Origin of the sequence: Streptomyces sp. CB09001 (genome assembly GCF_003369795.1) — a bacterium.
In the GTDB taxonomy this organism is placed as follows: Bacteria; Actinomycetota; Actinomycetes; order Streptomycetales; family Streptomycetaceae; genus Streptomyces.
Window position 1 is genome coordinate 4,201,449 of sequence record NZ_CP026730.1, and the last position, 12,470, is coordinate 4,213,918.

The 12,470-nt window shown below is 71.4% G+C and carries 13 protein-coding genes; 12 read left to right on the forward strand and 1 reads right to left on the reverse strand.

What is annotated here, in order from left to right; genetic code table 11:
* The first annotated feature begins 35 nt into the window (after nucleotides 1-35).
* Together C4J65_RS19575 and C4J65_RS19580 are read left to right on the forward strand one after the other, a co-directional pair.
* The gene (locus C4J65_RS19575; protein ID WP_115743571.1) at nucleotides 36-1,805 is read left to right on the forward strand and encodes a LamG-like jellyroll fold domain-containing protein; all 1,770 of its coding nucleotides are present in this window, start codon (nucleotides 36-38) and stop codon (nucleotides 1,803-1,805) included.
* A gap of 128 nt (nucleotides 1,806-1,933) precedes the next feature.
* Entirely contained in the window at nucleotides 1,934-3,775 is a 1,842-nt protein-coding gene (locus C4J65_RS19580) for a serine/threonine protein kinase (protein ID WP_115743572.1), read from the forward strand.
* Between the two features lie 14 nt (nucleotides 3,776-3,789).
* Here C4J65_RS19580 and C4J65_RS19585 read toward each other — a convergent pair whose 3' ends face one another.
* Complete coding sequence (locus C4J65_RS19585; RefSeq protein ID WP_115743573.1) at nucleotides 3,790-4,098, reverse strand: PLD nuclease N-terminal domain-containing protein; 309 nt, start codon at nucleotides 4,096-4,098, stop codon at nucleotides 3,790-3,792.
* Between the two features lie 88 nt (nucleotides 4,099-4,186).
* On the opposite strand from C4J65_RS19585, the gene C4J65_RS19590 reads away from it, so the two are divergent.
* From C4J65_RS19590 to C4J65_RS19630, 10 genes are all read left to right on the forward strand, one after another.
* Nucleotides 4,187-5,644: a menaquinone biosynthesis decarboxylase gene (locus C4J65_RS19590; protein ID WP_115743574.1), complete on the forward strand. Its 1,458-nt coding sequence runs from the start codon at nucleotides 4,187-4,189 to the stop codon at nucleotides 5,642-5,644.
* Nucleotides 5,641-6,546, forward strand: coding sequence for a menaquinone biosynthesis prenyltransferase MqnP (gene mqnP / locus C4J65_RS19595; protein WP_115743575.1), 906 nt, complete (start codon nucleotides 5,641-5,643; stop codon nucleotides 6,544-6,546). Before C4J65_RS19590 ends, mqnP begins: the two co-directional genes overlap by 4 nt.
* Before the next feature lie 55 nt (nucleotides 6,547-6,601).
* Nucleotides 6,602-7,252, forward strand: coding sequence for a UbiX family flavin prenyltransferase (locus C4J65_RS19600; RefSeq protein ID WP_115743576.1), 651 nt, complete (start codon nucleotides 6,602-6,604; stop codon nucleotides 7,250-7,252).
* A 67-nt stretch (nucleotides 7,253-7,319) separates the two neighbouring features.
* Nucleotides 7,320-7,775: an Lrp/AsnC family transcriptional regulator gene (locus C4J65_RS19605; RefSeq protein WP_030401669.1), complete on the forward strand. Its 456-nt coding sequence runs from the start codon at nucleotides 7,320-7,322 to the stop codon at nucleotides 7,773-7,775.
* Nucleotides 7,776-7,836: 61 nt separating this feature from the next.
* Nucleotides 7,837-9,000: an aminofutalosine synthase MqnE gene (gene mqnE, locus C4J65_RS19610; protein ID WP_007443789.1), complete on the forward strand. Its 1,164-nt coding sequence runs from the start codon at nucleotides 7,837-7,839 to the stop codon at nucleotides 8,998-9,000.
* A 226-nt stretch (nucleotides 9,001-9,226) separates the two neighbouring features.
* Nucleotides 9,227-9,865: a UdgX family uracil-DNA binding protein gene (locus C4J65_RS19615; RefSeq protein WP_115743577.1), complete on the forward strand. Its 639-nt coding sequence runs from the start codon at nucleotides 9,227-9,229 to the stop codon at nucleotides 9,863-9,865.
* Nucleotides 9,866-9,881: 16 nt separating this feature from the next.
* Complete coding sequence (locus tag C4J65_RS19620) at nucleotides 9,882-10,406, forward strand: GNAT family N-acetyltransferase (protein ID WP_115743578.1); 525 nt, start codon at nucleotides 9,882-9,884, stop codon at nucleotides 10,404-10,406.
* 100 nt (nucleotides 10,407-10,506) lie between these two features.
* The gene (locus tag C4J65_RS19625; protein ID WP_115743579.1) at nucleotides 10,507-10,806 is read left to right on the forward strand and encodes a DUF4229 domain-containing protein; all 300 of its coding nucleotides are present in this window, start codon (nucleotides 10,507-10,509) and stop codon (nucleotides 10,804-10,806) included.
* Nucleotides 10,807-10,946: 140 nt separating this feature from the next.
* Nucleotides 10,947-11,048: a putative leader peptide gene (locus tag C4J65_RS37195; protein WP_309546884.1), complete on the forward strand. Its 102-nt coding sequence runs from the start codon at nucleotides 10,947-10,949 to the stop codon at nucleotides 11,046-11,048.
* 72 nt (nucleotides 11,049-11,120) lie between these two features.
* Nucleotides 11,121-12,443, forward strand: a complete 1,323-nt coding sequence (locus tag C4J65_RS19630; RefSeq protein WP_115743580.1) for a dicarboxylate/amino acid:cation symporter — start codon at nucleotides 11,121-11,123, stop codon at nucleotides 12,441-12,443.
* Nucleotides 12,444-12,470 lie beyond the last annotated feature (27 nt).

Here is a 12,470-nt window from a genome sequence, read left to right on the forward strand (position 1 = left end):
CGCAGGGGCGAGGAACCGCACGCCGGGAGGGATCTGTGTCAGCGCTGGAGCCGGACGACCCGCGCTCCGTGGGGGAGTACCGGCTGCTGAGCCGGCTGGGTGCGGGCGGCATGGGCCGGGTCTTCCTCGGCCGGTCCCCGGGCGGGCGGCTCGTCGCCGTCAAGGTGGTGCACGCCGAGCTGCTGCGCCGACCCGAGTTCCGCGACCGCTTCCGGCGCGAGGTCCAGGCGGCCAGGATGGTCAGCGGCGCCTTCACCGCGCCCGTCGTCGACGCCGACCCGGACGCGCCGCTGCCCTGGCTGGTCACCAGCTACATCGCCGGGCCGTCGCTGGAACAGGCGGTGGCCGAGCGGGGGCCGTTCGACCCGCAGGCCGTACTCACGCTGGCCGCGGGACTCGCCGAGGCGCTGGTGTCGATCCACGCCGCGCACCTCGTCCACCGCGACCTCAAGCCCTCCAACGTGCTGCTCGCCGAGGACGGGCCGCGCGTCATCGACTTCGGCATCGTCCGCAGCGTCGACGCCGACTCCCTCACCGGCAGCGGGCACATGGCGGGCTCCCCGGGCTTCATGTCCCCGGAGCAGGTCAACGGCGACGAGGTCACCTGGGCCAGCGATGTGTTCTGCCTCGGCGCGGTGCTGGCCTTCGCGGCGACCGGCGCGGGCCCCTTCGGCGCCGGACCGACACCCGCGCTGCTCTACCGCGTCGTGCACAACGCCCCGGACGTCGCCGCCGTCGCCGACCCGGCCCTGCGCTCCCTGATCGCCGACTGCCTCGCCAAGGACCCGGCCCACCGTCCCGCACCGCGCGAGATCCTCGCCCGCATCGGCCCGCTGGGCGGCGAGAGCGCGACGGCCCTGCCGCACGCCCAGCAGTGGACGCCGGCCGTCCGGCCGACCCACGCGGACGCCGCGCCCACCCAGATCGTCCCGCCGGCCGCGGCACCCCCGGCGCATCCGCACACCCGCGTCGACACCGCACGTCCGCAGGCGTACCCGCCGGCGCCCGCACCGGCGGACGTACGCCCGACGGCGACCGGGGACGGCGGCCGCCGGAGCCGACGGGCCTTCCTGCTCTCCGGCGCGGGCGCGCTCGCCGCCCTCGGGGTGGGGACCGGATTCTGGCTCAACCGCCCGGCCGACCCGGGCCCGGCGGACGGTTCCGCACCGTCGCCGTCGCCCTCTTCCGCGCCCTCCCCGCCCCCGGGCCTGGTCGGGCTCTGGCCCCTGGACGAGGCCTCCGGGAAGGTCGCGCGGGACACCGCGGGCGGGCACGACGGCATCGTGACCGGTGTCGCCTGGCAGGGCGCCGGGGCCGGCGCCGCCTTCGACGGGACCGGCAGCCAGATCGTGACCGCCGGTCCGGTGCTGAAAACCGGCGCGGGCGCCAGCTTCACCGTCGCCGCCTGGGTCCGCCTCTCCGTCCTGCCCGGCGTCTTCGCCACCGCCGTCAGCCAGGACAGCGCCGACGCCAGCGGCTTCTACCTCCAGTACTCCAGCGAGGACCAGGGCTGGGCCTTCGCCCGCCCCGGCCTGCGCGCCGTCGGCCGTACCGCTCCCGCCGCGCACGTCTGGACCCACCTGACCGGCGTCTGCGACGGCCCGGCCCGCAAGCTGCACCTGTACGTCAACGGCGCCCAGGAGGCGGTCGTCGAGGACACCGGCCCCGCGCCCGCCACCGGCGCCTTCATGATCGGCCGGGCCTCCTTCGACGGGCAGGCCCGGGACTTCTTCCCCGGCGTCATCCGTGACGTACGGGCCTTCGACCGGGCGCTCGCTCCGGCGCGGATCGCGAAACTCGCGTGACCCGGCTGACGGGAGTTCATCGGCGTTCTGCGGAGCGGTAGTTGGGGCTCTCGTGCTAAAGATGTAGCTTCCGATGAGTGGCCGCGGCACCCGCACGGAGCACGCGGCGCCGGCGAACGGGGAGAGAGTTGAGCGGGGAAGCCGGATCCGGCCTCACGGGCAGTGGTGCCGAGCCGTTGGAGGACGAGGACCCGCGCCGGATCGGACCGATCCCGCTGCTGGGCAGGCTCGGGACCGGCGGCATGGGCCGCGTCTACCTCGGCGTCCACGAGGGCCGGTACGCGGCCGTCAAGCAGGTACTGCCGTCGGTCGCCGGGGAGGACGAGGACTTCCTGCGCCGTTTCGGGCACGAACTGGACAACCTCGCCCGGCTGCCCGAGGAGGCGACGGCGCCGCTGCTCGCGGGGGACCGGGAGGCCCGGCCGCCGTGGTTCGCCACCGCCTACGTCCCCGGCCTCACCCTGCGCGAGGCCGTCGACCTGCACGGGCCGCTGCCCGCCGAGGCGTTGTGGCTCGCCCTGCGGGAGGCCGCCACCGGACTCGCGGCGGTGCACGCGATGGACATGGTCCACCGGGACCTCAAGCCGTCCAACGTGATGCTGACCCTGGACGGACTCACCCTCATCGACTTCGGCGTCGCCCGGGCCGCCGACCAGAGCCAGTTGACCAGGACCGGCATGGTGGTGGGCACCCCCGCCTACATGTCGCCCGAGCAGGCCTCCGGGAAGCGGGCGTCCAGCGGCGTCGTCGACGTCTTCGCTCTGGGCTCGGTGATCGCGTACGCGGCCTCCGGCCGCCCGCCCTTCGGCGACGAGTCCGGGCACGCGGTGCTGTACCGCATCGTGCACGAGGAGCCCGACCTGCAGCCACTGCGGGACCTGGATCCCGAACTCGCCGACGTCGTCGCGTCCTGCCTGGACAAGGACCACGAGGGCCGGCCCACCGCCGCCGAACTCGTCGAACGCGCCGAGCGGCACGGACCGTACGAGCCGCCGCTGTGGCCGGAGGCCGTCACCGAACGGCTCACCGAACGGGCCGCCTTCGCGGCACGCACACCGGAGCCGGGCGACCTCCCGCCGCCGGCACCCGCGACGGCACCGGACCCGAAACCGGAACAGGCGCCCGAGCCGGTCGTGGGGCACAAACCCGAGAAGTCCCGCACAGAGCGCCGCCGCAACCGCATCGTTCCCGTCTTCGTCCCCGTCGTGGCCGTCGTCGCGGGCGGCACCCTCGCCTTCCAGCTCCTGCCCCACGTCACGGACTCCGGCGACGCCGCGGAAGCCGGACCCTCCGCGTCCGTCACGGTCTCCGCCACCACGACACCGTCGGGAACCGCCGACGGGTCCGCGAAGCCGTCGCCGTCCACCAGTGCCTCCTCCTCGAAGAAGGCGAAGCCGGAGGAAAAGGGGTCGGCGACCGCCCCCGGGGCGGCGGACGCGGAAGACGGCAAGGACGGCAAGGACGGCGAGGGCGACGACGGTCGGGACACGGGTGCCGGAGCAGGCCCGGGCGCCGTCGACTCGGACGGCGGCAGCGGCAGCGGCAGCGGGGGTGGTGGCGGTGGCGACTCCTCCTCCGGCACGGGAACCGGGACCAAGGCCCCCTCGTCGGGCGGCTTCACCCTGCTCAACGCGTCGAGCGACCAGTGCCTCGTCGCCTCCGCCGGCTCTTCCTACGGCACGGTCTCCGGCGGTGGCTGCGGTGCCGCGACGGCCCGCTGGAGCCTGCGGGGCGTCTCGTCCGGCACGTACCGGATCGTCCACCAGGCGTCCGGCACCTGCCTGTCCGGCTACGGCTCGATGCACAGCGCGGCCTGCGGCGCGGACGATGCCCAGGAGTGGCGTCTCGGTTCGGGCGGCACCGTGGTCCTCACGAGCCACGACCTGTGTCTGGAGCACGCCTCCCCGAGCGGCATGATCATGCGGCGGGCGTGCTCCGGCTCGGCGGCCCAGAGCTGGACCAGGTCCTAGCCCTAGTCCTAGCCCTAGTCCTTGTCCCCGTCCTTGTCCCTCTCGTCGTCCTTCTCCAGGGACTTCAGGAACTCGGGGTTGTCGTCCGGCGCCACCCACTGCCGCCGCCCGCCGCCGCCCTGCCGGGGCGAGGAGCCGGCGGGCTGCCGCTTCTTCCCGGCGATGATCCAGGAGATCGAGCCGACCAGCGGGAAGAGGAGCACGAGGATCGCCCACAGCGGCTTGGGCATGTGGCGGATGTCCGCGTCCTTCGTGCTGATGCAGTCGATGAACGCATAGACGCTCAGGGCCAGTGGAACGAGGAACATCAGCACCCGGAGCATGGGCTTCTCCAGCTCAAGCGAGGGGGTGGGGACGCGTCACGGCCCCCAGGTACAGGGCCAGGGTAGCCGCTCGGGGATACTGGACGGCATGGCTTACGACGATCTTCGCTCCCTGCTCAGGACGCTGGAGCGCGAGGGCGACCTCAAGCGCATCAAGGCCGAGGTGGATCCGTACCTGGAGGTCGGGGAGATCGTCGACCGGGTGAACAAGGCGGGCGGCCCGGCATTGCTCTTCGAGAACGTGAAGGGCTCCGACATGCCGCTGGCGATGAACGTCTTCGGCACCGACCGCCGCCTGCTCAAGGCCCTCGGCCTCAAGTCGTACTCCGACATCTCGGACAAGATCGGCGGGCTGCTCCGGCCCGAGCTGCCCCAGGGCTTCGTCGGCGTGCGCGAGGCCTTCGGGAAGCTCGGCACGATGACGCACGTACCGCCGAAGAAGGTGAAGCCGGGCAGCGCGCCCGTCCAGGACGTCGTCCTCACCGGCGACGACGTGGACCTGGAGCGCCTCCCGGCCCTCTTCACCTGGCCGGACGACGGCGGCTCCTTCTTCAACCTGGGCCTGACCCACACCAAGGACCCGGAGACGGGCATCCGGAACCTGGGCCTGTACCGGCTCCAGCGCCACGACAGGCGCACCATCGGCATGCACTGGCAGATCCACAAGGACAGCCGCAACCACTACCGGGTCGCCGCCCGCCGCGGTGAGCGGCTGCCGGTCGCCATCGCCTTCGGCTGCCCGCCCGCCGTCACGTACGCCTCCACCGCCCCGCTCCCCGGCGACATCGACGAGTACCTCTTCGCCGGGTTCGTGCAGGGCAAGCGGATCGAGATGGTCGACTGCAAGACGGTCCCGCTCCAGGTCCCCGCGCAGGCGGAGGTGGTCCTGGAGGGCTGGCTGGAGCCCGGCGAGATGCTCCCCGAGGGCCCCTTCGGCGACCACACCGGCTTCTACACCCCGCAGGAACCCTTCCCCGCCCTGAAGATCGACTGCGTGACGATGCGGAAACGCCCGCTGCTCCAGTCGATCGTGGTCGGCCGCCCCCCGACGGAGGACGGCCCCCTCGGCCGGGCCACGGAACGCTTCTTCCTGCCCCTTCTCAAGATCATCGTCCCGGACATCGTGGACTACCACCTCCCCGAGGCCGGCGGCTTCCACAACTGCGCGATCGTCTCGATCGACAAGAAGTACCCCAAGCATGCCCAGAAGGTGATGCACGCCATCTGGGGCGCCCACATGATGTCCCTGACCAAGCTGATCGTCGTCGTCGACTCCGACTGCGACGTCCACGACCTGCACGAGGTCGCCTGGCGGGCGCTCGGCAACACCGACTACGGCCGCGACCTCACCGTCGTCGAAGGCCCGGTCGACCACCTCGACCACGCCTCCTACCAGCAGTTCTGGGGCGGCAAGGCGGGCATCGACGCGACGAAGAAGCTGCCCGAGGAGGGGTACACCCGCGACGGGGGCTGGCCGGACATGGTGCTGTCCGACCCGGAGACGGCGGCGAAGGTCGACCGCCGCTGGAAGGAGTACGGACTGTGACGTCGGCTTCCGCCGCCCTGCCGCAGCAGCCGGGGCGCACCAAGGCATTTCTCCGCCTGGTGATGATCGAGCACTCGGTGTTCGCGCTGCCCTTCGCCTACATCGCCGCGCTGACCGCGATGTTCCTGTGGGACGAGAACATCCACTGGGGCCGGCTGCTCCTGGTCACCGTCGCCATGGTGGGCCTGCGCACCTTCGCGATGGCGGTCAACCGGATCATCGACCGCGAGATCGACGCCCGGAACCCGCGCACCGCCCACCGCGAACTGGTCACCGGCGCCATGTCGGTCAAGCACGCCTGGACCGGCGCGCTGATCGCCCTGGTCGTGTTCCTCGGCGCGGCGGCCCTGCTCAACCCGCTCTGCCTGGCCCTGGCCCCCGTCGCGGTGATCCCGATGGTGGTCTACCCGTACGGCAAGCGGTTCACGAACTTCCCGCAGGCCATCCTCGGCCTCGCCCAGGCCATGGGCCCGATCGGCGGCTGGCTGGCGATCACCGGCGAGTGGTCCTGGGAGGCGGTGATCCTCGGCCTCGCGGTCGGCATCTGGATCGGCGGCTTCGACCTGATCTACGCCTGCCAGGACGTCGCGACCGACCGGCAGGTCGGCGTGAAGTCCGTCCCGGCCCGCTTCGGCGTCCCCGCCGCGATCTGGGGCGCCCGCGCCTGCCACACGGTCACCACGGCCCTGTTCGCCTGGTACGCCGTCGCCACCGACGCGGGTGCCTTCTTCTGGCTCGGCCTGCTGATCGTCGCGGGCGCCTTCCTCTACGAGCACACCATCGTCCGCCCCACCGACCTGACCCGCCTCAACAGGGCCTTCTTCAGCGTCAACGGCTTCATCGGCATCGCCCTTTTCGTGTGCGCGCTGCTGGATCTGCTCGTAAGGGGCCTCACGGTCTGAAAAGCATGAGCCTGCGACTAGGCTCGGCATCATGAAGCCAGGACAGACGCAGCGCGTGCCTTGGATCGTGGGGGTGTCCGGGGCCTCCGGCACCCCGTACGCCGCCGCCGTGCTGCGTGCGCTGCTCGCCGCCGGCGAGAGCGTCGACCTGGTGGTCAGCCGGGCCTCGCGGCTCACCCTGCTCGACGAGACCGGCATCCCCTTCCGCGACGCCCACTGGCAGCAGGACCTGCGCGAGTGGCTGGCCCGCGGAGCCGACGGAAAGCCGGGCACCTTCGACCCGGACGTCTCCGGCGTACGGCACTGGAGCGCGGGCGACCTCGCGGCCGGGCCGTCCTCGGGGTCGTACCCGACGAAGGGCATGCTGATCGTGCCCGCGTCCACGGCCTGCGTGGCCGGTGTCGCGCTCGGGCTGTCCAAGGACCTGCTCCAGCGCACCGCGAGCGTGACCCTCAAGGAGCGCCGCAGGCTCGTCGTCGCCGTACGGGAGACCCCCCTGGACGGCCGGACCCTGCGGCACCTGGTGACCCTGGACGACGCCGGCGCGAGCGTGGTGCCCGCCTCGCCGGCCTTCTACGCGGGGGCGACGCACATCCAGGACCTGGTGGACTTCGTCGCCGGACGCGTCCTCGACGCCGCGGGCGTCGGACACGACCTCTACCGCCGCTGGCGCGGCGGCCTCGGCGGGGCCCGCCCCACCGGCTGAGCACCAACTCCCCCCACACGTTTGTTACCCACATCTTCAGAATTCTTCAGTGGAAGGCTTCGATCGCATGGACGCGGTGGACAGGCAGCTCATCCAGGCCCTGAGGGAGAACGGCCGGGCCTCCTACGCGGAGCTGGGGCGCCTGGTCGGACTCTCCGGACCCAGCGTCACCGACCGCATCAACCGGCTGGAGGCGGCCGGAGTCATCACCGGCTACCGGGCCACCGTCGACGCCGCCTCGCTCGGCCTCGGCGTCACCGCCCTGATCGGCGTCTCGCTCTCCGACGCCGCCGACCACGAGGACGTGGCGCAGCGCCTCAAGGAGCTGCGGGAGATCGAGGACTGCTGGTTCATCGCCGGTGACGACTCCTACATGCTCAAGGTGCGCGCGGCCGACGTGGACGGCCTGGAGAGCATCATCCGGCGGCTGTCGGGCACCAAGGGCGTGTCCCGGACCCGTACCACCATCGTGCTCTCCACCAAGTGGGAGAACCGGGTGGGCGAGCTGCCCGAAGAGGTCTAGTCACCGGGCCCCGGTGGCCGGGGCGTACGGTTTACCCGTCTGTCTCAGAAAGAGGTATCGCATGGACGCCGGGCTCAAGCGCGAGCTGGAGCAGAAGGTCCGCTCCGGTGAGCGGCTGACCCGCGAGGACGGCATCGCGCTGTACGAGTCGGACGATCTCGCCTGGCTCGGCGGCCTCGCGCACGAGGTACGGACGCGGAAGAACGGCGACGTCGTCCACTTCAACGTCAACCGCCACCTCAACATGACCAACGTGTGCACCGCCTCCTGCGCGTACTGCTCCTTCCAGCGCAAGCCGGGGGAGAAGGACGCGTACACGATGCGCATCGAGGAGGCGGTGAAGCTCGCCAAGGCGATGGAGGGCGAGAACCTCACCGAGCTGCACATCGTCAACGGCCTGCACCCCAACCTCCCGTGGCGCTACTACCCGCGGTCGCTGCGGGAGCTGAAGGCCGCGCTGCCCGACGTCTCGCTGAAGGCGTTCACGGCGACCGAGATCCACCACTTCGAGACCATCTCCGGGATGTCCGCCTCCGACATCCTGGACGAGCTGATCGACGCCGGTCTGGAGTCCCTCACCGGCGGCGGCGCGGAGATCTTCGACTGGGAGGTGCGGCAGCACATCGTCGACCACCGCACCCACTGGGAGGACTGGTCCCGCATCCACCGCCTGGCCCACGAGAAGGGCCTGAAGACCCCGTGCACCATGCTCTACGGCCACATCGAGGAGCCCCGCCACCGGGTGGACCACGTGCTGCGCCTGCGTGAGCTGCAGGACGAGACGGGCGGCTTCCAGGTCTTCATCCCGCTGCGCTACCAGCACGACTTCGTCGACATGAAGGACGGCAAGGTCAGGAACCGCCTCCAGGCGCGGACGCAGATGGCGACCGGCGCGGAGGCGCTGAAGACCTTCGCGGTCTCCCGCCTCCTCTTCGACAACGTCCCGCACGTCAAGGTCTTCTGGGTCATGCACGGCGTCCAGACCGCCCAGCTGGCCCTCCAGCACGGCGCGGACGACATGGACGGCTCGGTCGTCGAGTACAAGATCACCCACGACGCGGACGACTTCGGCACGCCGAACAAGCTGACGCGCGAGGACCTGCTGGACCTGATCCGCGACGCCGGGTTCCGGCCGGTCGAGCGGAACACGCGGTACGAGATCCTCCGGGAGTACGAGGGTCCCGACCCGGCGCGCCGGGAGGCGCCGCAGCCGATGCGGGTGTGATCTTCCGGTTGTTCTTCGGGCGCGGGTGAGTGGGTGGTTGCTCGCGCAGTTCCCCGCGCCCCTGAACGGCATGCCCTCAGCGCCCGCTTACGAGGCGCCGGGACTGTACCGACTCAGGGGCGCGGGGCTGTGTCGATGTGCGGCTCCGCCGCGTGGGCGCGACACAGCCACCCGCGGCCCGCGCACGGCATCCATTCGAACCGTCCGCGGCGGGTACCCGCACCCCATGGCCACCGAGGACGACTACACGGCACAACCCTTCGTTCCGAAGCGCGGCGGCCTCCCCGCCCTGCGCGCGGCGGCGGCCGAATGCCGGGGCTGCCCCCTGCACCGCGACGCCACCCAGACCGTCTTCGGCGCCGGCAAGGCGTCCGCCCGCGTCATGCTCGTCGGCGAGCAGCCCGGCGACCAGGAGGACCGGCAGGGCAAGCCCTTCGTCGGCCCCGCCGGACACCTCCTCGACCGGGCGCTGGCGGAAGCCGGCCTCGACCCGGCGGACGCGTACGTCACCAACGCCGTCAAGCACTTCAAGTTCACGCAGGCCGAGCCCCGCAAGCGCCGTATCCACAAGGCGCCCACCCTGCGCGAGACGGCCGCCTGCGGTCCCTGGCTGGCCGCCGAGCTGGACCGGGTGGAGCCGGAGCTGATCGTCGTGCTGGGCGGCACGGCCGGCAAGGCGCTGCTCGGCTCGTCCTTCCGGGTCACCCGGGTGCGCGGCACGGTGCTGGAGGAGGAGATCCACGGGCGCCCGCAGCGGCTGGTGCCGACCGTGCACCCCTCGGCGGTGCTGCGGGCCGACGACCGGGAGGGGGCCTACCGGGGGCTGGTCTCGGACCTGAAAGTCGCCGCACGAGCACTGGCGTAATAGCTACTATGGCTCGGTGTCCCTTACCTTTACTTTCGATCCGGCCGTCACCCCCGACCTCCGCGACGGCGTCCTCGACCTGTGGACCGACGTCTCCAACGCCGGCGGCTCCGTGGGCTTCGTGCCGCCGGTGACGCGCGAGGACGTCCGCCCCGAGCTGCTCAAGCACCTGGCTGGCATGACCGAAGGGCGTACCCGCCTCCTCGTCGGACACGACGAGGAGGGCCGGGTGGCCGCCACCGCGTTCCTCGCCCTCAACACGCACCGGCTGATGCGGCACTGGCTCTGGCTCTACACGGTCATGGTCCACCCGCGCCACCAGGGCCGGGGCTACGGCCGGGACCTGATGGCCGCCGCCGCGGACGCCGCCCGCACCTGCGACGGCATCGAGGCGATACGCCTCACCTGCCGCGGCGGGCTCGGCCTGGAGCGGTTCTACGAGTCCTGCGGCTACAAGGAGGTCGGCCGCGTCCCCGGCGCGATCCGGGTCGCCCCCGGCGACGACCGGGACGACGTCTTCATGCTGCTGCCCCTGGGCTGACCCTCGGCCGAGGGCCGGCCGACCCCCCTGCAAGATCGACGGCCCGGCATGTTTCACTGGACAGTGCCTCTTTGTGCCAGAAACGGAAGAGTGGATTGAGATGCTCCGCTACACGCTGATGCGCCTCGGGATCTTCGCAGGCTGCCTCGTGGCCGTCTGGGGGCTCGTCTACGCCGGAGTGTTCCCGCGCGGCCTCGGCGACTCCAACGGCATGTGGATCCTCCTGCTCTCCCTGCTCATCTCCGCCCCCATCAGCTACGTCGCGCTGCGCAAGGAGCGGGACCGCGCCTCGGTCCAGGTCGTGGGCCGGGTGGACCGCATGAAGGCCAACCTGGAGGCCAGCCGCGGCCAGGAGGACGGCGCCGACGACACGGCGCGGGCCCAGGGCCAGACCTCGTAGCGTCCGTCACGCACCCGCACGCCCCGGCTTCCGAATTCACCGGAAACCGGGGCGCTTTGCGTTTTGCGGGCAGTAGGGCACTCCTGCCTCTCAAAGTATGGCTTTGAGTGTCCCAAAGCATGGGTGTTAAAGTCGTGCGCATGAAGCAAGCAGCCGCGCCCACCACACCACAGCGCCTCGCGCTCGTGGCGCGCCTGCACGTGGACCTCTGCCGGTGCGCGTCCGCGAACTGTCGCCCCTGACGTTCCCCCCTCGCCAGTCGTCCCCACGTCAGCTCAGCGCATCCCATCCCGCGTCCCGTCCCCCTACGGAGCATGTCCGTGTCTTCACCCTCTTCTTTCACGAAGTACCTCAAGGTGCCCTTCTGGGCCCAGATACTCGCCGGTCTCGTCCTCGGCGTCCTGCTGGGCTGGCTGGCCCGCAGCCAGGACATATCGTGGCTGGTCACCACCCTGGAGAAGGTCGGTGACACCTTCATCGGCCTGCTGAAGCTGGCCGTCGCACCGCTGGTCTTCTTCGCGATCCTCGTCTCGATCACCAACCTGCGGAAGGTCAACAACGCGGCCCGCCTGGCGTCCCGCACCCTCCTCTGGTTCATGATCACGTCGCTGATCGCGGTGGCCATCGGCCTCGTCATCGGCCTGGTCACCAACCCCGGCGCCGGCACCGGCCTCACCGCGGCCGACGGCGCCAAGCCCGAACACACCGGTTCCTGGATCGACTTCCTGACCGGCATCGTCCCCACCGACGTCATCACGCCGTTCACCGAGCTGAACGTCCTGCAGATCGTCTTCATGGCCGCCGTCGCCGGCATCGCCGCCCTCCAGCTCGGCGAGAAGGCCCAGCCGATCCTCAACCTGAGCGAGTCCGTCCTCGAACTCCTCCAGAAGGCCCTGTGGTGGGTCATCCGCCTCGCCCCGCTCGGCACCGTCGGCCTCATCGGCAAGGCCATCGCCACCTACGGCTGGGACCTCATCGGCAAGTACGCCACCTTCACCGCCGACATCTACGTCGGCTGCGCCATCGTGATGTTCGTGGTCTACCCGACGCTGCTCGCCACCGTCGCCAAGGCCAGCCCGCTCCAGTTCTTCAAGGGCGCCTGGCCCGCGATCCAGCTGGCCTTCGTCTCCCGCTCCTCGGTCGGCACCATGCCGCTGACCCAGAAGGTCACCGAGCGCCTCGGCGTCCCCAAGGAGTACGCGTCCTTCGCCGTGCCGTTCGGCGCGACGACCAAGATGGACGGCTGCGCCGCGATCTACCCGGCGATCGCCGCGATCTTCGTCGCGCAGATCTTCGACATCCAGCTGGGCGTCGGCGACTACCTGCTGATCGCCTTCGTCTCGGTGGTCGGCTCCGCCGCCACGGCCGGCCTCACCGGCGCCACGGTCATGCTCACCCTGACCCTCTCCACGCTGGGCCTGCCCATGGAGGGCGTCGGCCTCCTCCTCGCCATCGACCCGATCCTGGACATGATGCGCACGGCCACGAACGTCGCGGGCCAAGCTCTCGTGCCGGTGATCGTCTCGGCCCGGGAGGGGCTGCTCGACCGCAAGGCCTACGACGCGGCGCACGCCTCGCCGATCGACGAGCCGGAGCGGGAGAAGCAGGCGTCGGAGCCGGTTCCGGTCGCCGCCTGACCGTCCCGTCCGGGGCGCTGACGTCCT

What these genes read in the sequence shown, in the direction of transcription:
- C4J65_RS19585 (WP_115743573.1), bottom strand. Translation starts at nt 4,098, where the DNA reads ATGCTCCGGGTGCTGATGTTCCTCGTTCCACTGGCCCTGAGCGTCTAT.
- C4J65_RS19590 (WP_115743574.1), top strand. Translation starts at nt 4,187, where the DNA reads ATGGCTTACGACGATCTTCGCTCCCTGCTCAGGACGCTGGAGCGCGAG.
- C4J65_RS19605 (WP_030401669.1), top strand. Translation starts at nt 7,320, where the DNA reads ATGGACGCGGTGGACAGGCAGCTCATCCAGGCCCTGAGGGAGAACGGC.
- mqnE (WP_007443789.1), top strand. Translation starts at nt 7,837, where the DNA reads ATGGACGCCGGGCTCAAGCGCGAGCTGGAGCAGAAGGTCCGCTCCGGT.
- C4J65_RS19615 (WP_115743577.1), top strand. Translation starts at nt 9,227, where the DNA reads ATGGCCACCGAGGACGACTACACGGCACAACCCTTCGTTCCGAAGCGC.
- C4J65_RS19625 (WP_115743579.1), top strand. Translation starts at nt 10,507, where the DNA reads ATGCTCCGCTACACGCTGATGCGCCTCGGGATCTTCGCAGGCTGCCTC.
- C4J65_RS37195 (WP_309546884.1), top strand. Translation starts at nt 10,947, where the DNA reads ATGAAGCAAGCAGCCGCGCCCACCACACCACAGCGCCTCGCGCTCGTG.
- C4J65_RS19630 (WP_115743580.1), top strand. Translation starts at nt 11,121, where the DNA reads ATGTCCGTGTCTTCACCCTCTTCTTTCACGAAGTACCTCAAGGTGCCC.